Here is a 20256-nt window from a genome sequence, read left to right as displayed (position 1 = left end):
GTCACCACCGGGGCGCGGGATGGGGGGTTGGTCCCGGCGCGCGGGCACCAGCGACCCTGGCCAGGGCCGAGGCGGTCACGGTTGCATGAAAATGAGTCCCCTTCGCCACCGGGGCAACGGGACGGATCACGGAGGACCCCATGACACGCCGGCAGTCGTTTTCTCGCATCCTGGTCGGCTTCGATGGTTCGGCCGCCGGGTGGGCGGCACTGAGCTGGGGTGCCTGGGAAGCCTGCAGCAGCGGCGCGGAACTGGTCGTTCTCCACGCGTGGGGCGACGTCACGCGGTGCCGGGCACCCCATGTGCCCGACTGGGCACCCGCCGAGGAGGCAGATCGGAAGGCGATTGCCGAAACCGTCGTGAGCCGAGCGGCCGCGACGGTCCGCGCCGGGTACCCGAAACTCGTCGTGCGCCCGCTGCTCTGCCGTGACAGGGCCGCGCGAGCACTGCCGCGCCACTCCGAGACGGCCGACCTCCTCGTGCTGGGAGGCGACTTTACGGGCCTGCCTCACCCTGGCGGCCTGCCCCACCCTCGTCGTCACCCCTGACCAGGTCGACCGGATGCGGAACGCCGACATGCTCGCCCCGCATGCCGCGATCGAATCCATGCCCGAAACGGCACATCCGGTATTTGCCTGACCGGAACGGGTTCTCGATCCGGTGATCGCCCCACCCCCGCAGGACATGATCACAAGGCGTGCTCACCTTCTTGTTCGCTCGCCTCGAAGGCGGGACCCGGCTCATGGGACGAAAGTGCCTGGCAAACGGGCCGTTCGGTCACTGTGCGAACGTCTGCACAAGCACGCACACGCAGCAGGAGATCACCGCGGCACTGCGCCGTGGCGGTCGCGGCCAGGTCGCGGACGCCGTCGCCGCACGGACCCCCAGCCCTGGTCCACCGAGGCAGTCCAGCGCCCGCTGAGCACCGTGCCGGGCGAACACCGGCCGTCACCTACAACCGGCGGACCTGCCGCCCACACCACCCATGCCGGTCGCGCCGAGGCGGCGATCACCGGGGCTGAAGGTCCCTCACCCAGGTGGCCTTCGCCTTGATGACCTGCTGGACACATGAGCATCAAGGCAGACACCCTGGCGGGGCTCAGCGACGCAGAGGCCGCCCGGCTACTGGACGAGCACGGCGCACCGGAGCCGAAAAGCACCTCCCCCCGAGACTTTGGCCTCTGGATCCACGGCCGGGCATCGGACGGCCTGGAGACGAGTAAAGAAGGATCCAGCTGAAGGCCGTGCTCATCCGCCGCTGACCGCGATCCGGCCCCCGGTGAGGGGCGAAAGACCCTGTCCTCCCGCGGCGGGATCAGGACCTGTGGCCCTGGGGCCGGGCCTTCCGGCGAGGTCTGATGGGAGAGGAAGGAAGAACAACCATGTCTGCTCTGATCATCGCCGGAACCGACGGCTCCACCGGCGCGACCGCCCCGTCGGATGGGCCGCCGACGACGCCGCTCGTACGGGCCTGCCACTGCACATCGTCACCACCGTGCACCGCTGGCCGAACGACATCCCCCACCACACGCACTGCGCCGTGGCGGTCGTCCGCTCATAGGAACGCTCAAAGGAATCGCGAGAATGGAGGAAGAAGATGCCGATCAAAGTGAGTGACGTGATGGGCCGCACCGCCATCGCCGTGCGGCAGGACGCGGGCTTCGCCGACATCGTGAACGTGATGCGGCGCTTCGCCGTGGGCGCGGTGACGGTCATCGACCTGGACCGCCGTCCGATCGGGGTGGTGTCCCAGGACGACCTGCTGCTCAAGGAGAGCGACACGATGCGCCACAGTATCTCGATCTTCGAGAGCACCGCCCGCCGCCGCGAGCACGAGAAGGCCGCGGCGGTCGTGGCGAAGGACCTGATGACCTCGCCCGCGATCACCGTCACCCCGGGCATGCCCGCCCGGGACGCGGCGCGGCTCATGCACGACAAGAAGATCGAACAGCTCCCGGTGATCGACCCGGTGACCGGCCGCATCGCCGGCATCCTGCACCGGTCGGACCTGCTGCGTGTCTTCGACCGCCCCGAGGCCGAACTGCGGGCCGAGGCCGAAGCCGTCGTCCGCGACCTGACCGGAACCGACGTGGCGATCAGCGTCGAGAACGGCGTGGTGACACTCGGAGGCAAGGTCGAACACCGCTCACAGGCCGTCCGGCTCATTCAGGCGATCCGCCGGCTCGAAGGCGTCATCGACGTCACCTCGCGGCTCGAGCACGGAAGCGACGACCTGCTCGTCATCCCACCGCTGCTGTAGACCGCCGCTATGGAAGCGGCGCGCGTGGGCGGCGGTCACCTCACCGTCCGCAGGACGTTCGACGAGGTGACCGCTGACACGATCATCATCCTGAAGACAGCAGGAGGGGGATCCCAGATCCCCACCTCCCGCGGGGCGTCAATGGAGATCAATGGAGAAGGGAACGGCCCCGATGCGTGCACTCGTGGTCTTCGAATCGATGTTCGGCAACACCCAGGCGATCGCCGAGGCTGTCGCCGACGGACTGGCCACCCGGATGGACGTGGACCTGGTCGAGGTCGGCAATGCCCCGGAGGCCGTCCCCGGCGACGTGGACCTGCTTGTCGTCGGCGGGCCCACTCATGCCTTCGGCATGAGCCGGCCCAGCACCCGGCAGTCGGCCGCCCAGCAGGCTTCCGCCGACCTGGTGTCCAAGGGGCAAGGGCTGCGCGAATGGCTCTCTACCCTGGGCGGCCGCTCCCCGGCCTCGGCGGTGGCGTTCGACACACGGATCAAAAGCCTCTGGATCCCAGGATCAGCCCGGCACGGCGCCGAGAAACGCCTGCGCAGGCACGGTTTCGCGATCCTGACCGGCTCACAGAGCTTCTACGTCGCCGGCACCCCTGGCCCGCTCCTGGAGGGGGAGACCGAACGAGCCCGCCACTGGGGTGTGGCGCTGGCCGCGGCACGACAGGCGGGCACTCACCGGATCGCGTAGCCAGCCCGGCGTCCTGCCCGCGAGAGGGATGTCTCGTCCGGGGACCGGGGATCCGCGGGCGGTGCACGCGCCTTGAGCAGGCTCCGTCGAGGGCGCGCGTCCTGTCTGCGCCCGCGGAGGCCATCGCCCTGGCCAGGCCCAGCAGCAGCCAGGGCATGCGGTGGGTGAATCGCCTGCCGATGAGCCGGGCCACGTCCTCGTCGTGTTCCTGGAGCAGGATGTGCGGCAACCGGCGGCGGGGGATCAGACCGGGTGAACCGGCAGGAGGGGGCGACGGCCGCCAGGCCGCTCTCTCCGTCTCTCCGTGCTGGACGGCGTGCCAGGCGGCGGCCTCCTGCGAACCTACGGGGCGTCGCGGGAGACATTGGTCCTTGCGGCGGGTGACGTTCGGCCGGTGCCGGAACCCTCCTGCGGGTGTGTGATGGAGGTGAAGATACAAGGACTCCCCGACATCACCGAGGAAGCAGGCGAGGTGCGGACCGCACTGATCCGCATCGAGCCCGTACCGCTCTCAACCAAGGAGCACTCATGACACGTTCGCACAAGCGCTGGCGTGACCTCTCCGACCGGCAACGGGCGGCGATTTTGACGCTGGCCTCCATAGAGCTGTCGCTCACTGCCACGGCGGCCGCAGACCTGTGGTGCAGGCCAGCTGGACAGATCCGGGGACGTAAGGCGCTGTGGTGGCCGTTGCTACTCGTCCAGCCCTTCGGCCCGATCGCCTACCTCACGCTGGGCCGCATCCCCTCACCCCACTAGTACGACGTTCCTTACCGGAAGTGCAGATCCACCCCGGTCCTGGCATGAGGAACGGAGCACCAGTGAGATCGACGTCTCGTCGACATTTCATTATAAATCTACACTGTAAAGGCATTCGGTAAGTTTAAAACCAATTAGGACATAACGGACTAAAGGCGGCCGGTGGATCGGGGCAGAACGCGTCGGCGGGTGTGCAGAGAGACTCTCTCCGCAACGACCTCTACCAACATGGAGCGGTCTTCCCTGGCCATCGGTGCTTGCATCAAGGGCAGCGTGGGTCCGGGCGAGTCATCCGAGTGGGGGAGTAGGACCTGGAGAGGGCGGTTGCGCCCGCCATGAGGGGCGGCACACCGCGGCGGACTACGCGCCTAGTGAATGAGGTCCGGGCTCGCATCGCCGGCGGCGCGCCTCCCAGCACCCGGCACGTATGAGCGCCACATCCTACGACGGTGCCACGGGGGAGTGGCGGGGCAATCTGCGCGACCGCATGCTGTTCGCGTTGCCGGCCGAAAGCGGGATGAGACTCGGTAGGCGCTCGGCATGCGGATCAACGACTTCGTCTTCGAGGCAAAGGTGAAGGCGGCCATCAAGCGTCTGGTCAGGAAATGACGTTTCGGGCTGTGCAGCGAGAGGCGGAGGTTTCTGTACGGGCACCAGGTCCTGCGGCGGCGTATCGAGCAACTTCGCCAGCGGTCCATGTCGCCGCGGGAGGTCGTTGTCGACGAGGCCGATAAGGGGCACTGCGGACGATGCGCTTCTCGCTTTGACTGCGGAGATCACTCGGCTCAAGAGCGCTCAGCGGCGGAAGGTGGTCGGACTGCGCCGGGAGTTGACGTATCGCGGCTGAAGCGGGCCGCCGCCGGTTGAATAGGCGTTGAAATGATCACGTTTTATACCAAACAGAATCAAGCTTCTGTCTGGTATTCAGTTAATAGTACAAGCGTGTCGTCCTTCGTCCTAGTCGTCTTACTTCGAGCATCCCATGTGACTCTGTGTTCATCTCGCTTAATCCGTGCAGCAAATGCCGCTTTGCGTAGAAGTCGCCCTTAGTTGATTCGCGTGATCATGATCGCTAAGCCGTCTTGTGATCATGGTCGTCCCAAATGATCTACATCGACCTGTCCGGTGTCTCACTTGGTCCGCTTCGGTTCTGCAGCCGTCTCACTCAATCTGCTCGGTGAAGGCTGCTTCGTAGATGTAGTTGGGTCTCGCGTCTCAGTTGGCCCGGTTGGCGATCATGGTCTTCTCGAGGGATCTACTCGGCCGAGTGATTTGTCTTATTTGACCTGCTCCATCAGGTGTCTTTCTTTGGCTGTTTGATGGCAGCGGCTGTCATCGTCCACGAAATCGGCGCACAGGTGGCCTCTCCCCTGTGTCGTCAGGGCAAATATTCGCTTTGGCGTTGGCGGATGAATATGGGCAGGTCAGCGCTGCTGAAGATTCTCATGACCGGCAAGCCGTTCTGGATCCGATGGTGGACCACTCCCCCGGTTGGTGATCTCAACAGTTGGTTCGGGTTCGCTGATGTAGAGCCGCAGGACGGCGGGGCCGCCGCGTCGCCCGGAGCGGCCGAGCCGCTGGCGCAGGGCGGCCACGCTCGGGGGCGCGCCGACCTGGGCGATGGAGGATACCGAGCCGATGTCGATGCCCATCTCCAGGGTGGACGTGCAGACGGCGGTGGTCGGCCGGCTGCGGTCCTTGAGCCGGGACTCGGCGTGCTCGCGGATGTCCTTGGACAGGTTGCCGTGGTGGGGCACGGACTCGTTCGGCACTCCCGCGGTGTCGCAGCGGCGGCTGAGCAGGTCGGTGTAGTCCTCCACCGCGCCCCGGGAGTTGGCGAAGATGAGGTTGTGCGATCCGCGCAGGGTGGCGAACAGGTGGTCGGCGATCGCGAGCCGGCCGCCGGAGGTGATGTCGTCGGTGCTGACGTCGGCGCCCAGCGCCTCGTGCGCGGCCTGGGCGCGCGGGTCGAGCGTGGGTGCGGTCTCGACGTGGCCGCGTACTTGGAGTCGCAGCTCTTGGGCGTCGGAGGTCGAGACGATCGAGGCGACGTGCTCCCCCGCTCCCGGGCGCAGGAAGTCCGCGGCTTGGAGCATGTCCCCGAGGGTCGCCGACAGGCCGATGCGAGGAACGCGGCGGCGCGCGGCCAGGTCCAGTCGGTGCATGAGCGACTGCAGTTGAGCGCCGCGCTCGGTTCCGATGAAGGAGTGCAGCTCGTCGATGACGATGTAGCGCAACGCAGCGGTGAGATCGCCCATCTTCCAGCCGCGCAGGACGAACAGTGCCTCCAGCGATTCTGGGGTGATCAGCAGGATTCCGCGGGGCCGGTCGATCAGCTTGCTTTTGAGGTGGGAGCCGACGTCGCCGTGCCAGCGGGCGACCGGGAGGTCGAGGTGGGCACAGAGCTCGTCCAGCCTGCCGTACTGGTCGTTGATGAGAGCCTTGAGGGGGCTGATGTAGATCGCGGCGAATCCAGCGGTTGTCGGTGGCCGATCGGTCAGGGCCGAGCAGATCGGCAGGTGCAGCTGTGACGCCCTCGTCCCTGAACTCCGATCTGGATCACACTCGCTCCCGGCGCTCGACCGCGCGACCGCGACCCCACCTCGCCTGGGACAGTGAATACGACCGCGACGTGTGGCGGCTCAAGGAACTCGACATCGAATGCGACTACCGAACGACGATCTGCTTCGACGACATTCCGCAGCCCTGGCTCAAGAAGCTCGCCAAGCGCTGGACTTGCTGGCGGTTGGCGAGCGGCCTGAGCCCGGCCACGGGGTCCGCCGGCGCGAAGGCCCTGGCCCGCTTCGGCCAGTTCCTCGCCGCCGGCAACGTCGAAGGGCTGGCCCAAGTCGACCGGCGGCTGGTGGAACGCTATCTCGCCGACCTTCACGCCGAGGGCCTCAGCACCGGCGCATGCATCGGGGCCGGATCGGTCAGCTGAACCTCTTCTTCGCCGCGATCCGCCGGCACGGCTGGGACGCCAGCCTGCCCTCGACCGCGGTCGTGTTTTTCGAGGACTATCTCGCAACGGCTCAACGCCTGCCCCGGGCGCTGAGCGAGTTGGTGATGGCTCAACTCGAACGTCACGACAACCTCGACCAGTGGAACCATCCTGAGTTCCGGCTGGTCACCATCATTCTGATGCGCTGCGGGCTGCGCATCACCGATGCCGTGAAACTGCCTCGCGACTGCATCGTCTTCGACCGCGACGCGGCACCCTACCTGCGCTACTTCAACCACAAGATGAAGCGCGAGGCGCTCGTGCCGATCGATGAGGAACTCCAGCACCTCATCATCGAGCAGCAGCAGCGCGCCCGAGCCCAGTGGCCGGACGGCGCACCGCTGCTGTTCCCAGCTCGCGACGGAACCTGCAGGGCCGCCAACCGCTGCGCGGCGCCGGCTACCGGCAGGCCTGCGCAGGTGGCTCAGACGCTGCGACATCCGCGACGAACAGGGGCGGCCGGTCCACCTCACGCCGCACCAGTGGCGCCACACCCTCGGGACCAGGCTCATCAACCGCGACGTCCCCCAAGAAGTCGTCCGCCGCATCCTCGATCACGATTCACAGGCCCGGCAGGGTGTCGGAGGCCCGCAAGGTCGCGGACAGGCGGCTGCACGCCATCGTCGCCAAGGCCGCCCGGGCTGGCCCCGATGACGACGACGTCGTAAGTGTTGCTGTCCATGTCAGTTTCCCTTCGCGGCGCGGCCGAGCCGGAAGGCTGAGATGAGGAAGAAGATGCCGCCGGGGATGGCGTAGCCGGCCGCGTTGATCAGCGTCGGGCTGTCCGCGGAGGCACCAACGATGAACGACGCACCGGCGAGTACGGAGATGCCGCCGCTGATGATCATCGGCCACTGGCCGCCCATCTTGCGGCGAGTGACACCCACGATCAGCTGGACCAGCCCGGCCACGACCGCCCAAGCGCCCCACACGCGCAGCACCGCCGGGATACCGGACGCGCAGGCGATGGCCACGCCGATGGCGGTGATCAGACTGACCGCGATGTTCACGTACAGCAGGGCAGGTGATTCGGTGGTGCGCGACGCGCGGGCGTCGATGATGGCGGCGGCCGCGTCGAACAGCGGGTAGAGCACGAGCAGAGCGACCGTGACCGGACCCAGTTTTGAGGCGGTTGTGAACATCACGAGGGCCCAGACGATGGCGAACGCGAACCGGACGAAGTACAGCCGCCGCAATGCGGACGCGGTCCCGGAAATACCGGGCGAAGCAGCGATAGTGCTCATGATGATCCTTTCAGTGGATGAGTGACGAGGAGAGCGGTTCAGCGCGTCCCGCGGTCGGCCTGCTCGATCAGGTGGGCGACCAGCGATGGCCTGGTCTGACCGGGTACCAGGACGGGATGGTCTGCCAGGCCGCCGCCTCGCTCGTGCCGGTGGAGGTGCTGCCGGCGGATGGCGCTGTGCGACGCCCCTGGTCGCGGCAGCCACTGGTGCGTACGTGAATACGATGAGCCGCTGCTGAACCTCCCCTTACGAGACCGAACGTTCTGTCTCGGCTCAGCATGCAACCCGTGGCACAGGCTGTCAAGACCGAACGTTCTATCCGCTAGGATGGCGGTATGCCCAGCCAATCCGAAGGCCGGCCGTCCGAAGCGCGGTCCCGGCTGCTCAACACGGCCACCCGGCTCTTCTACGCGGAGGGCATCCACGCCGTCGGTATCGATCGCATCGTCGCCGAAGCGCAGGTGACGCGGGCCACCCTCTACCGGCACTTCCCCGGCAAGGAAGACCTTGTCCTCGCCTATCTGAACGAGGTCGACCGAGCTATGCGGGGTCAGGCGGACGAGGCCGTCGCCGCCGGACTACCGGCCGCCGACACCATCCGGGCCCTCACCAAGTCCATCGCCCAGGGCATCCAGTCCCCCGGTTTCCGGGGATGTGCCTTCCTCAACGCTGCCGCCGAGTATCCCGACCCCGAGTCCCCGGTGCGCAAGGCCGTGCTCGCCCACCGCCAATGGTTCCTGGAAACCGTCACGGAACTGCTGGCCAAGATCCAGGAGACCGGCGCCGAGCCCGCCGCCCGCCACTTCGTGATGATGCGCGACGGCGCCATGGCCGCCGGCTGCCTGTTCGACCCGGTGCTGATCTGCGAGACCTTCCTGCGCGGAGTCGAGAGGCTCCTGCAGGTTTATGCCGCCACCGACTACAGCGGACCGGCAGGCGCCTGAAGCCGCAGGCCTGCGCTCAGGAATGAAGTGGTCGAGCCGCTGCCGGCGGTTGTCGGCCGGATCCCACGGTTCGGCGGCGGTATTTTCCTCACAGCCGTTCTGGCTGACCTGGCATGACGGTCGGCTGCGGAAGCACGCTCCGGACTACTTCGCGCGTCTGAAACAGTCCTCGCATTCGGCCGGCCAGCCGTAGTACGGATCGGTGATGTAGTCGCAGAACTGCCGTAAGCCGGTCTGGTAGCTGAGCGGTGTGGCATGGCTGACGTTCTTGATCGCGTGCCTCGGCGAAGAAGGCGTCCGCGTCCGCCGCCCTCCATGCCCATGGGCCGGCGTCGGCGAAGCTTTGGAAGCGCCGTACGAGACGCTCACGGGGCTCGATCGTCCCGAAACTGAGGTCGCGGGCCAGCTTAGGAAGGTCCGCCCTCACTCCCCTACCGGGCCCCCGCTCGGGTCGGTGTCACCAGCCGCAAGGTAGCTCTGTGTAACGGTGGTGACGGTGTGCGATTCGCAGAAGCGGAAGTCGATTCATTCGGGTCGTCTTGCTGTGCGTCGTCATCGCGCTGGCCGTCAGGCTCGCCTACGACCAGTTCGCGTAGTGGCCACGAGTGAACCTCATCAGGGCAGCGCCTACCGAGATCCGGTCCGCCTTGGGGGCCGCCAGGATCAGACCGTCGACCGTGACCGGGACCGGCCGGGCCGCCACGCCGGATTCGCCCTGCAGCCGCACGGGCCCGTTTGGAGTCGTGATCACGTGGCCGGGAAAGGATTGGACGAGATGATGCTCGGGCTTGTAGCTTGCAGTTGACCGTGACACCGCCCGAGGAGGTGAGACCCATGAACGCTGTATCGATGTGGGTGCTCCCCCTTTCCGTCACGGTCGGGCGATTGACGTAGGTGTCGCCGGGAGCGCCTCGCCAACAAGGCACTCCCGAAAGGCAACACCTATGCACTCTCAGCAGGTCACCGCCGAGCCGCCGTCGAACGACAGGGTCGAGCGTGACTCCACGGTGGGCGACGTCCCCGGAGTTCTCTGGTCGCCGGCCTCCGGCGCCGATCGCGCGCCCCTCATCTTCGATGTGATCATTGCCGGGTGCGGGCCGACCGGTGCGATGCTGGCCGCCGAACTGCGGCTGCACGATGTGCGGGTACTCGTTCTGGAGAAGGAAACCGAGCCCGCGTCGTTCGTCCGCATAGTCGGTATGCATATTCGCAGTCTCGAGCTGATGGCGATGCGCGGACTGCTGGATCGCATTCTCCAGCATGGAAGACAGCGTCCGGCCGGCGGTTTCTTCGCCGCCATCCCCAAACCTGCGCCCACGGGCCTGGATTCCGCGTACGCCTATCTGCTGGGTATCCCGCAGCCGGTCATCGAACATCTGCTCGAAGAACATGCGATCGAACTGGGTGCGCAGGTCCGGCGCGGTTGCGCGGTCGCCGGTTTCGAGCAGGACGACGAGGGTGTGACCGTCGGGCTGGCCGACGGGGAACGGCTGCGTTCGCGCTATCTCGTCGGCTGTGACGGCGGGCGCAGTACGGTGCGTAAACTGCTCGGTGTCGGCTTCCCCGGCGAGCCCTCGCGGACCGAGACGCTGATGGGCGAGATGGAAGTGGGCGTGCCGCAGGAGGAGATCGCCGCCAAGGTGACCGAAATCCGCGAGCCCCATCAGCGATTCTGGCTCCGGCCCTTCGGCGAAGGGGTCTATAGCGTCGTAGTCCCCGCCGCGGGAGTCAGCGACCGCGCGGAACCGCCCACCCTCGAGGATTTCAAACAACAGTTGCGCACCATCGCCGGAACCGATTTCGGCGTGCACTCCCCGCGCTGGTTGTCCCGCTTCGGGGATGCCACCCGGCTGGCCGAACGTTATCGGGTCGGGCGGGTGCTGCTGGCCGGCGATGCGGCACACGTCCATCCACCCATCGGCGGACAGGGCCTCAACCTGGGTGTTCAGGACGCATTCAATCTCGGCTGGAAACTGGCCGCACAGATCCGCGGCTGGGCGCCGGAAACACTGCTGGACACCTACCAGGCCGAATGTCATCCGGTCGCCGAGGACGTGCTGGACAACACTCGCGCCCAGATGGAACTGCTGTCCACCGAACCGGGCCCGCAGGCCGTGCGCAGGCTGCTCACCGAACTGATGGACTTCGACGAGGTGAACCGCTATCTGATCGAGAAGATCACCGCGATCGGCATCCGCTACGACTTCGGCGAGGGCCCCGACCTGCTCGGCCGCCGCCTGCGCGACATCGACGTGAAACAGGGCCACCTCTACGGTCTGCTGCATCGCGGCCGCGGCCTGCTGCTGGACCGCACCGAACGCCTGACCGTCGGCGGCTGGTCGGACCGGGTCGATTACCTCGCGGATCCCACTGCGGTACTGGATGTCCCGTGCGTCCTGCTACGCCCCGACGGCCACGTCGCCTGGATCGGCGACGATCAGCAGGACCTGGACGACCACCTCTCCCGCTGGTTCGGCAAGCCCGCCAACTGATTTCGCCTGAGCAGTGGTCATCCCGCGCATATACGTGGCGAGATGGCGAGCAGATCTGCGGCGCTGTCGGCTAGGAGCTTGGAGTGGCCGGCGTTCTCGTCGGACATCCACCGCCCGCTGGCATGGCGGAAAATGGCCATGCCAGCGTCGGTAGCCAGTCGTGCTGTCCGGGTCTCGACCACGGCAACCGGCGTGGCATCATGCCGCTTATGACGGTCCCGGCAACAGCTCGCTTTCCCGGCGGCGCCACAGCGATCCGCCGCGATACCTTCGAGGGCAGGGTGTGGACGGCCTCACCTCACCGGGTCATCCACGACACCGGCGACGAACTCGTCCTGGCCTACTGGCCCGGCATTCAAAGCCTCGCCCCCACCACCTGGATCGACTGGCTGACAACCGGAGACCTCACCGCGCGCGATGCGGCGATCGCCACCCTCGCCGCCCGCCGATGGGATCTGGACCACTGGACATGGTGCGAGACCACCTGGCTCAGTATTCTCACACCCGGGGCGTTCTTCAGCGTCAACCTGTTCTTCGACGCACAACACCACAGCCTGAACCGCTGGTACGTCAACTTCCAACGCCCCTACCAGCGCACCCCCATCGGGGTGGACACCTTTGACCTGGTCATCGACCTCGTCGTGACACCCGACTTGTCGTCTTATACGTGGAAAGACGAAGACGAATACCGACACAGCCGACGTCTGGGAATCATCGATGAGAGCACCCACGAGCATGTCCAGCACGCACGCGACCAAGCAATCGCGATGATCGAAGGACGCCACGGGGCGTTCGGAGCGCCCTGGGCCGATTGGCGGGCCGACCCCTCCTGGCCGACGCCCACCCTGTCCCACGACACGATGACCGTCTCCCCGCAGCCCTGACCTAAGGCATGTCCGACCACTGATCTCGCGACCTGTGCGTTCATAAGGCTGTAGGGCCGGAGTCCGGTTTCGCCGGTGTAGCAGTGCTCACGATCGTCCGACAGGGGCAGTGTTCATCAGACAGCCGAGCACCCCGCCCTTCGTCGCCGTGCTCGGCTGCCCTCCGCGACTCTGCGCGCTTGGCCGAAGGCCCGACCGATCGAGCCACCGCGTTCCGCGTGTCACGGTGGCCCGGGCCTCATGGGTCGCCGGGGCGGGGGGAACGCGGTGGCCGGGCCGCGAGAACAACGGGGCCGGAATCGCCCCCGGCCCACGATGGGCCGGGAGCGGGGGGCAGCACTCGGGTCAGGGGTTCGACGGGCGCCACATGGGGAACATCGGCGGGCCGCCGGGCATGAACATCGGGTCGCCGAGGTCCTGATAGCCGTGGCGCAGGTAGAGCCTGCGGCTGCGGGTGCTGCTGGCCTCCAGGTACGCGGGTATGCCCGCCTCGTCGAGCCCGCGGTGGTACTTCTCGAGCAGCCGGGTCCCCGTCTTCCGTCCCTGGTGCCCGGGGAGCACGGCGAGGAACGCCAGGTAGTGGTGCCGGTCGTGGGGGTGGCGCTTGTCCATCTCCTCCCCCATCTGCCCGATGCGCTCCGCGTGGGGACCGGCGAACGCCTCCACCCGGGCGTCTCGGTCGGGGATCTCGGGAAGCGGCTTGGCGCCTTTGCGGAACCATACGGCCACGGCGGACATGTCGGCCGTCGCGTGGACCTCGCCGTGGATGAGGGCGCTCTCGGCGATCATGGAGAAGAAGGGGGGCATCACCCGGCGGCGGTCGTCGTCCGGCGGGATCATCCAGGCCGAGATCTCCTGCTCGTGGAAGGAGGTGGCGATGATCGCGCCGATGGTCTCGGCGGCTCCGGGAGCGTTCTGAACGCGAATGATCTCTGTCATTCGGTCCCTCCCACGGCCGCCTGGGCGCCCCGCCCGATGTTCGCGTATACCTTCGGCCGCTTGGCCCGCAGGGCGAGTCCCCACATGACGCCGAGCCCCACGGCGACGAAGTAGACGGCGGGCATGATCCAGCGCAGCGGGGAGTCGGGGGCCACGCCGAGCACGGTGTCGAAGTTGGCCATGACGAGCACGATGACCACGATCAGCAGGACCGAGGAGATACCCGGGGCGATCCTGGTCCGCCAGGCGTTCTCCTCGTTGGGGTTCTTGGCGAAGAAGACCAGCACGGAGATCGAGGTGGCCGCCAGCATCATGAGCAGTCCCAGGCCACCGAACGATCCGACGGTGAAGAACAGCTGGACGACCGGATCCAGGCCGAAGACCGCGTATATGACGATCGTGATCAGCCCGATGACACTCTGTGCCACCGAGCCGTTGACCGGGGCACCGGTCCGGGGGGAGGTACGACCGAAGGTCTCGGGCAGCACCCTCTCCCTGCCGAGGGCGAAGACGTAGCGGGAGATCGTGTTGTGGAAGGCGATCAGCGCGGCGAAGAGGCTCGTCACGAAGAGGAGGGAGCCGATGGTGGCGACGGTCGCCCCCAGGTGCTGCCCGGCCAGGTTGAACAGGAGGGCCGAACTCTGCTCGCGCGAGGTCTCGACGATCTTGTCCGAGCCGATCGGCACGGTCATCGCCCAGGACGACAGCGCGTACAGCCCGGAGATGACGGCGAGTGCGACGTAGGTCGCGATCGGTACCGTGCGCCTCGGGTCCTTGGTCTCCTCGGAGAACACCACTGACGACTCGAAGCCCGCGAAGGACGCGATGCAGATCGCGACCACCGCACCGATCCCGGGGACGAAGAGGTTCGACGGGTCGAAGACGTCGAGGCTGTAGCCCGAGGCCGCCGGGTTGATCAGGTCCGCGATGTCGAACACGACGACGACGGCTATCTCCGTCAGCAGCAGGACCGACAGGACCTTCCCGTTCACGTCGACCCGCATGAGGCCGAGCACCCCGGTCAGCACCCAGGCGACCAGCCCGATGACCCACCAGGGCGGAGAGCTTCCGAACCAGTCGGCGATCAGCGGCTGGGCGGCCGCACCGATCATGCCGTAGAGACCCACCTGGAGCGCGTTGTAGGCCAGCAGCGCGACCCACGCGGTCGCCACACCCACCGGCCGCCCGAGCCCTTTCGCGGTGTACGCGTAGAACGCCCCGGCGTTGACGACGTAGCGGGCCATCGTCACGTAGCCGACGGCGAACAGGCCCAGGATGGCTCCCAGCAGGATGAAGGCGAGCGGCACGCCGGTCACGCCGGTCGCGGCGTAGGCGGCGGTCACCGAGCCACCGATGACGGTCAGCGGCGCCGCCGCCGAGATGACGAAGAACACCACCGACGGCACACCGAGGCGGTCCTGGGCGAGCGCGGCGGCAACGGCGCTGGCCCTTCGTTCTGTCACGGACATTGGGATCCTTGAAATGAGGGGGGTGGGTTCACCGGCGGCTGATGACGGAGTCACCTACGGCAGCCTCGGTCTGGGCGATCAGTTCCTGGAGCGGCGCCGGGAGGGCGGCGATCGAATCGGAGAGGTATCTCGGGTTCTGCTCCCACAGGACGAGCTGGTTGCCGCCGGTCGCGACGAGCAGCCCCAGCAGGACGCTGTCCTGGACGCTAAGTGGCTCACGGCGTTGGATCGCCAGGTTGACGCGTCCGCCGGGCCACGCCGCGATGTTCACGTCGACCGGCACCTGCCTCCGCGACGGGCGTCTGCCGGGCGGGCGCAGCAGCCCGTCGGCGGTCATCCGGGCCGCCACGTCGGCGAGTGCCGTACGGGCGAGGAACTGCAACCAGGTACGGAAGCGATGCGAGGGTTCGGCGACGATGTGGTCCAGGGCGGTCTTGGTGAGCGCCTCTTCGGGCGGCGCCGCGTCGAGAACGACGAGCCGTATCTGCCCCGCCGCCAATCCCACGGTTATCCGCCCGGCGAGCATCAGTTCTCCCAGGATGGCGGCGGCCAGCCCCAGGCCGGTCAGACGGGCATGAAGTCTCATCCGGCCGGTCGCGTTGTCATGCATGACAAAGAACAGGTCGTTGGCCAATCGGGTTCCTGAAAGATCAACTCCAACCACGAACGGCGATCGTATAGCTAAATCATTAAATTTGTCATTACGCGAACGAAGTTCCGGCGCCGGACATAGATCGGCCAGACAAGAACCGAAGAAACGGACAGATAGCAAATAACCTGGAGCCATGTCGAGAGGCGTCTCGAAGACTTCGATGAATCCAAGAATTTACATATTTTTGGCCAGTTGCGGGCAGGTGTCGGGAAGCGGCCCGCCAAGGATCGCCGGAGCCGGAACAACCCTGGTCAGGCGGCTCCCGAAAGCGCGGCCCCGTGAATCCCGATGAATCTCCATAGGATTTTAATGCGAGGATTTTTGGCAGTTTGGGACTGGCGTAATACTGCGCAGGCTTCCTCGTCCCCCGCCGCAGTGGTAGCGGGCGTCGTACGCGTCCGCGTGGAGCGCGGAACCGCGCTCGGGCACCTCGCCGTTTCAGATGTTGCGGCCCGTCCGTACCGTCTGAGACGGTACGGACGGGCCGGCTCGGCAACGGGCTCGGCAGCCGAGGGATGGGTGGGCGGGCCTGGTCTTGGCCGCGCTCGTCGCCCTGGCCGACGCGCTCCACCGATGGCGCTCCCACGAGGCGGTACGGACCTGACGCAAAGGCGCGGCCGGGGAGCGACGCACCGCCCGGATGCTGCGCCCCCTGGCGCGCAGCGGCTACACGGTGATGCACGACCGGGCGCTGCCGCCCGGGCGAGCGAATGTGGATCACCTGGTGAGCTGACCGTCTCGATTTTGTACTGGCGCCCGATCGTACCTGGCCTCAACGACTCCGACGACCACATCCAGAAAGCTCTGGAGCTGTCGAAGCACGCGCACGCCACGGTCTTCACCGGCCCTGTTCTTCCGGCAGGAGATCGCCGCCTACTACCGCGACCACGGCCTGCCGGAGCCATACGACATGGAGTGAAGCCTCCCTGCGGCGCCTGGCCGTCGACCGCATCGACCTGTGCTACCTGCACCGGGTCGACCAGATCGGAGCACTCCTCGACCTCCAAGCCGTCGGTGCCGGTCTCGATGATGGTGTTGGCGTAGGTGAGGCGGTCGATGAGCGTCGGTCCGGTTCAGGAAGTGCAGCCCAATCCGCCACAGCACCTCACCCGTCAGCAGCATCGCGCCGAGCGAACGATTTTCCACTGCAGCACCTACCGGTCGATGCAAGACCTTTCGCCTAGCCCCATTCCCAGAGCCGGCTCCGGCTCCGTCACCGGGCGAGTTTGGCGAGCATGTCAGGTAGTTCCGCCTCGTGCACCACGGCAAGGCGCCTGGTGGCTCGGGTGATCGCCACGTAGAGATCGTGACCCCCCTTGGGTGACTGGGCGAGGATCTCGTCAGGAGCCACGACCACGACGGCGTCGAACTCCAGACCCTTGGACTGGGTCACGGTGAGCACCACCATCGGCGCCTCGAGATCGACCTCGGCGAACCCGGTATGACGGGCGTCAGGAACGATGACGGCCAGCCGCCCTTCACCGATCGCGGTGAGCTCAGACTTCACCACATCCGCGAAGCCGAGTGACGTCTGACGGATGGCGCGAGGCGGAGTCTCGCCGGTGCGGACCGACTGCGGGGGGACCTGGTCAGGAGCCACGGCGCGCAGGACATCGGCGGCCACGTCCATGATCTCGGCCGGGGTCCGATAATTGATCATCAGTCGCTCCTCGCGCCAGCGGTCCTCGGCGTAGGGAGCCAGCACCTCTTCCCAGGTGCGGGCGCCCGCCGCCGATCCCGTCTGGGCAATGTCGCCGACCACGGTCAGTGAGCGGGTCGGGATGCGCCGCATGACCGAACGCCAGGCCATCGCCGACAGCTCCTGGGCCTCGTCGAGGATCACGTGACCGTAGACCCACGTCCGGTCGGCGGCTGCGCGCTGGGCGGTGGTCAGTGCCGGGCCGCGGTCGTGGTGGCGTTCGGCCAGGGTGCCGACGTCCAGCAGGTCACCGAGCCTCGCCCCGGCCTCGTCCAGGATCTCGAAGTCGTTGTTGTAGGTCAGCACGTCCTGGGCGTAGGCCTGTTCGTCGCGCCGCTCGGCAGCGTTGGCCCGATCCCGTTCCTGATCGCCGGTCAGGTCGGAACCGAGCAGCTCGGCGGCCTCGTCGAGCAGCGGCACGTCACCCACCGTCCACGGCGCACCCGGCGGGCGCAGCAGCTCCCCGGCCTCACCGGCGTCCAGACCCGCCGAGAGCATCGCCTCCCAGTCGGCCAGCAGCTCGCCGACCAGTTGCCCCGGGGTGAGGATCGGCCACAGCTCGTCCATCGCCTGCCGTACCGTCGGCTGCTCCCACAGCACCCGGCACGCCTCCCGTAGCGCCTCCTCCTCGTCGACCCGCATCTCCTCCTCGTCCGGCGGCAGCTCCAGCCACGAGTCGCCGTCGTCAGGCAGCACCACCCCCAGCTCCTCCTCATCCGTCAGCCACTCGTACTGCTCGGCCTCGGCGGTGGCCAGCGCCCGCAGCATGTCGAGCACGAACACGTGCCGGGCCTCGTTGTGTGGGCTGCGCAGTGCACGGGCGCGGTCGCGGGCGATGACGCAGGTGCCGTGGTCCACGCGGAGCGTCGTCCAGTCGACCACGACCTCCTTGCCGCCGCGCACCGACGTCCGAGCGGGGATCTTGACCTCGAGGTCTCCTTCGGGGACCCGCTGCCGATCCTGTACGGCTCCCGCCATCACCTCGGCCATCCGCAGGTCACCTTTGATCACAGCCTGAGACGGGCCGTCCTCTGCCGTCGCCGCGATGCCCGGATAGAGCCGCCCGAGCGTGGTCATCACTACGTCGCTCTCGCCGAGGGAGGGCAGCACCTGCTCGATGTAGCGGGAGAACAGGTCGTTAGGCCCGATGATCAGGACACCCCTGCGCTCCAGGACCTCCCTGTGCGTGTAGAGCAGGTAAGCGGCGCGGTGCAGCGCGGCAACCGTCTTACCGGTGCCAGGACCGCCCTGGACCACGAGGGTCCCGTGCAGGCCCGAGCGGATCACGCGGTCCTGCTCGGTCTGGATGGTGGCCACCACCTCGCTCATCTTGCCGGTCCTCGCCCGGCGCAGCGTCGCCAGGAGCGCCGCCTCCCCGACCAGCGACTGGCGGTCGGCGTCGCTCATCCGATCGAGGTCGAACACCTCGTCGTCGACGCCGACCACGGTCCGGTTGCGGGTGTGCAGGTGGCGGCGCCGTACCAGCGAACCCGGGTTGCCGGGCGTGGCGGTGTAGAACGGGCGGGCGGCAGGGGCCCGCCAGTCGATCAGGACCGGCTCGCCGTCGCCGTCGCGCAAGCCGATCCTGCCGATGTAGAGGGTCTCGCCGCCGGAGTCGTCGATCCGGCCGAAGCACAGGCCGTGCTCCACCCCATTGAGCCTGGCGAGGCGCCTGGCGTACTCTCCGGAGAACATCTCCCGCTCGACCATGCCCCGAGCGGTGCCGACACCGGGACTGCGGTGCGCCTCCTTCAGAGAGGTCTCGGCCCGCTCACGCGCCTCATCGAGGTGGCAGTACAGCATGGTGATGTAGGACTGCTCGGCTTCGATGTGAGGGCTTGACACTTGACGGCTCGGCATTTCCTTGATACGCTCCTTTTAGCTGGGGGCGTGTTCGCTTTTCCGTGCGATAACGCTAAGGAAACGAGTATAGACCGTCCCGTATGCCGATGCACCGGCCTACCCCGCCGAGCGCGCCACCCACCCCGTCGGGCGATGACCGGTGTGATGGCACAGGCTCGCCATCGGCCTCACCGACCTGGAAGAGGCCATCACCGCGTTCGAGGACGCGCTCGCCGAACGCGTCCAGACCACCCAGGCCGCCCTGGCCCTCCCCCAGCTGACCGGGCCGGTCGCGCTGAAGTTCGCCCGTGTCTGGAGTCGGGACGCGGCCAGCCGGGGCTCTTGGCCCGAAGCCGCCGAAATCGATTCCCGCACCATTCCGGTCCCGCGCACCGCGCGGTGGCTCACCGCTGAAATCTCGGTCTACCGGGGGTGCGAACCCTGCCGATAATTCACGGCGAGGTGGTACGACGCCGGGGGTTTGGGGCCTCGGCCGAGCAGGGGCAACACCACAAGGTCCTTAAGGTCCTTCTCGGCGTTAACGGCTGTCCGCAGGTTCCTCAACCCCGAAGACGCCGAGTCGGGCTGAGATTCGATGTCACTCGGAGTCGGCCGGGTCGGCGAGGGCATCGCGCAGGGCTGCGCGGGAGGTGATGCCGAGCTTGGGGAACACCTGGTAGAGGTGGGTGGAGACCGTTCGCGGGGACAGGAACAGGCGGGCGGCGATCTCCTTGTTGGTGTGGCCCGCCGCCGCGAGCTGGGCGATCTGGAGTTGCTGCGGGGTCAGGGAGGCCAGACCCGTCGCGGTGATCGAATGGCTGATGCCGGTGGCGCGTAGTTCCCGGTCGGCCCGCTCCGCCCAGGGGACGGCGCCCAGGCGGTGGAACGTCTGGGACGCGTCGGCCAGGTGCCGGCGGGCCTCGCCGGTGCGCTTGGCGCGGCGCAGGTGGGCGCCGTAGGTGAGCTGGATGCGGGCCAGGTCGAACGGCCAGCGGTCGTTGCCGGGTTCGGCGATCGCCCGTTCCAGGTCAGCGGTGTCGGTCTGCGGGGCGGTGATGGCCGCGGCGGCCAGAACCACCAGGCGCAGGCGCGGGGAGAGCCGGTCGAGACGGCAGTCGCGGGCGGCGGCGACGTGGGCCGCGGCCTCCGCGCTCCGGTCGGTGTGGACAGCGGCCTCGATGAGGTCGTGGAACACCCACAAGGCGTGCGGCGTGTAGGGCGCGAGGGTGCCGGGCGGGCTGACGGCGGCCGCGTTGTGGAAGGCCGTCTCGAAGTCGCCCTGGCCGAGGGCGGAGCGCGAAATGCTGGTGGATCATCCCGATCCGCTGTCTCGCTTTGCGCAGGTCCCGCTCGGCCAGGCCGGTCAGCTCCTGA

The 20256-nt window shown here is 67.5% G+C and carries 20 protein-coding genes and 1 pseudogene; 12 read left to right on the top strand and 9 right to left on the bottom strand.

Translation table 11 applies throughout. The features are described from left to right. Positions 1–140: 140 nt before the first annotated feature. The 5 genes from ABZU75_RS37620 (at position 141) to ABZU75_RS37600 (ending at position 3716) form a co-directional block, all read left to right on the top strand. A complete protein-coding gene (locus ABZU75_RS37620) occupies positions 141–548 on the top strand; it encodes a universal stress protein (protein WP_355565261.1) in 408 nt (135 codons plus the stop codon). A gap of 520 nt (positions 549–1068) precedes the next feature. Continuing rightward, on the top strand, positions 1069–1239 hold the full coding sequence (locus ABZU75_RS37615; protein WP_355565259.1) for a hypothetical protein: 171 nt from the start codon (positions 1069–1071) through the stop codon (positions 1237–1239). A 358-nt stretch (positions 1240–1597) separates the two neighbouring features. Continuing rightward, the gene (locus tag ABZU75_RS37610; RefSeq protein WP_355565257.1) at positions 1598–2260 is read left to right on the top strand and encodes a CBS domain-containing protein; all 663 of its coding nucleotides are present in this window, start codon (positions 1598–1600) and stop codon (positions 2258–2260) included. A 172-nt stretch (positions 2261–2432) separates the two neighbouring features. Then, complete coding sequence (locus ABZU75_RS37605; protein WP_355565254.1) at positions 2433–2957, top strand: flavodoxin domain-containing protein; 525 nt, start codon at positions 2433–2435, stop codon at positions 2955–2957. A gap of 528 nt (positions 2958–3485) precedes the next feature. After that, positions 3486–3716, top strand: coding sequence for a hypothetical protein (locus tag ABZU75_RS37600; RefSeq protein ID WP_355565251.1), 231 nt, complete (start codon positions 3486–3488; stop codon positions 3714–3716). Positions 3717–5140: 1424 nt separating this feature from the next. Here the strand turns inward: ABZU75_RS37600 and ABZU75_RS37595 are convergent. Beyond that, positions 5141–6178, bottom strand: coding sequence for a DEAD/DEAH box helicase (locus tag ABZU75_RS37595; RefSeq protein ID WP_355565267.1), 1038 nt, complete (start codon positions 6176–6178; stop codon positions 5141–5143). A 65-nt stretch (positions 6179–6243) separates the two neighbouring features. On the opposite strand from ABZU75_RS37595, the gene ABZU75_RS37590 reads away from it, so the two are divergent. Further along, the gene (locus ABZU75_RS37590; RefSeq protein ID WP_355565248.1) at positions 6244–6657 is read left to right on the top strand and encodes a site-specific integrase; all 414 of its coding nucleotides are present in this window, start codon (positions 6244–6246) and stop codon (positions 6655–6657) included. On the opposite strand, the gene ABZU75_RS37585 is transcribed toward ABZU75_RS37590, so the two are convergent. Then, positions 6603–7004: a hypothetical protein gene (locus ABZU75_RS37585; protein WP_355565245.1), complete on the bottom strand. Its 402-nt coding sequence runs from the start codon at positions 7002–7004 to the stop codon at positions 6603–6605. The two genes, ABZU75_RS37590 and ABZU75_RS37585, sit on opposite strands and share 55 nt — an antisense overlap. Between ABZU75_RS37585 and ABZU75_RS37580 the strand changes: the two genes are divergently transcribed. Further along, positions 6988–7371 (top strand): tyrosine-type recombinase/integrase, encoded by a 384-nt coding sequence (locus ABZU75_RS37580; RefSeq protein WP_355565242.1) that lies wholly within the window; start codon positions 6988–6990, stop codon positions 7369–7371. The genes ABZU75_RS37585 and ABZU75_RS37580 overlap by 17 nt on opposite strands. 29 nt (positions 7372–7400) lie before the next feature. On the opposite strand, the gene ABZU75_RS37575 is transcribed toward ABZU75_RS37580, so the two are convergent. Further along, positions 7401–7961, bottom strand: coding sequence for a hypothetical protein (locus ABZU75_RS37575; protein ID WP_355565239.1), 561 nt, complete (start codon positions 7959–7961; stop codon positions 7401–7403). Between the two features lie 17 nt (positions 7962–7978). On the opposite strand from ABZU75_RS37575, the gene ABZU75_RS37570 reads away from it, so the two are divergent. Both ABZU75_RS37570 and ABZU75_RS37565 read left to right on the top strand, forming a co-directional pair. Continuing rightward, positions 7979–8179 (top strand): hypothetical protein, encoded by a 201-nt coding sequence (locus ABZU75_RS37570; RefSeq protein WP_355565236.1) that lies wholly within the window; start codon positions 7979–7981, stop codon positions 8177–8179. 117 nt (positions 8180–8296) lie between these two features. Beyond that, positions 8297–8905, top strand: coding sequence for a helix-turn-helix domain-containing protein (locus ABZU75_RS37565; RefSeq protein WP_355565233.1), 609 nt, complete (start codon positions 8297–8299; stop codon positions 8903–8905). 577 nt (positions 8906–9482) lie between these two features. Here the strand turns inward: ABZU75_RS37565 and ABZU75_RS37560 are convergent. Beyond that, the gene (locus ABZU75_RS37560; protein WP_355565230.1) at positions 9483–9656 is read right to left on the bottom strand and encodes a hypothetical protein; all 174 of its coding nucleotides are present in this window, start codon (positions 9654–9656) and stop codon (positions 9483–9485) included. 316 nt (positions 9657–9972) lie between these two features. Between ABZU75_RS37560 and rox the strand changes: the two genes are divergently transcribed. Further along, the gene (rox, locus tag ABZU75_RS37555) at positions 9973–11397 is read left to right on the top strand and encodes a rifampin monooxygenase (RefSeq protein ID WP_355565264.1); all 1425 of its coding nucleotides are present in this window, start codon (positions 9973–9975) and stop codon (positions 11395–11397) included. 83 nt (positions 11398–11480) lie between these two features. Then, positions 11481–12281: a DUF402 domain-containing protein gene (locus tag ABZU75_RS37550; RefSeq protein ID WP_355565227.1), complete on the top strand. Its 801-nt coding sequence runs from the start codon at positions 11481–11483 to the stop codon at positions 12279–12281. 345 nt (positions 12282–12626) lie between these two features. On the opposite strand, the gene ABZU75_RS37545 is transcribed toward ABZU75_RS37550, so the two are convergent. The 3 genes from ABZU75_RS37545 to ABZU75_RS37535 are packed head-to-tail and all read right to left on the bottom strand — an operon-like array spanning position 12627 to position 15323. After that, the gene (locus tag ABZU75_RS37545) at positions 12627–13220 is read right to left on the bottom strand and encodes a GNAT family N-acetyltransferase (RefSeq protein ID WP_355565224.1); all 594 of its coding nucleotides are present in this window, start codon (positions 13218–13220) and stop codon (positions 12627–12629) included. Continuing rightward, positions 13217–14689 carry an APC family permease gene (locus ABZU75_RS37540; RefSeq protein ID WP_355565221.1) on the bottom strand — a complete coding sequence of 491 codons (1473 nt, stop codon included), beginning with the start codon at positions 14687–14689 and terminating at the stop codon, positions 13217–13219. The genes ABZU75_RS37545 and ABZU75_RS37540 overlap by 4 nt, the downstream gene beginning before the upstream one ends. Positions 14690–14717: 28 nt before the next feature. Next, positions 14718–15323 carry a GPP34 family phosphoprotein gene (locus tag ABZU75_RS37535; protein WP_355565218.1) on the bottom strand — a complete coding sequence of 202 codons (606 nt, stop codon included), beginning with the start codon at positions 15321–15323 and terminating at the stop codon, positions 14718–14720. 637 nt (positions 15324–15960) lie between these two features. Here ABZU75_RS37535 and ABZU75_RS37530 point away from each other — a divergent pair. Further along, a pseudogene (locus ABZU75_RS37530) lies at positions 15961–16074 on the top strand (NERD domain-containing protein); the annotation flags it as partial. A 480-nt stretch (positions 16075–16554) separates the two neighbouring features. Here ABZU75_RS37530 and ABZU75_RS37525 read toward each other — a convergent pair. Both ABZU75_RS37525 and ABZU75_RS37520 read right to left on the bottom strand, forming a co-directional pair. Further along, positions 16555–18900: an ATP-binding domain-containing protein gene (locus ABZU75_RS37525; protein WP_355565215.1), complete on the bottom strand. Its 2346-nt coding sequence runs from the start codon at positions 18898–18900 to the stop codon at positions 16555–16557. Positions 18901–19480: 580 nt separating this feature from the next. Then, entirely contained in the window at positions 19481–20077 is a 597-nt protein-coding gene (locus tag ABZU75_RS37520) for a LuxR C-terminal-related transcriptional regulator (RefSeq protein WP_355565213.1), read from the bottom strand. Positions 20078–20256: the final 179 nt, after the last annotated feature.

Source organism: Streptosporangium sp. NPDC005286 (assembly GCF_040607515.1).
Classification (GTDB): domain Bacteria; phylum Actinomycetota; class Actinomycetes; order Streptosporangiales; family Streptosporangiaceae; genus Streptosporangium.
Note: the sequence above shows the minus strand (reverse complement) of the source record. Positions and strands in the feature narration are given on the sequence as shown.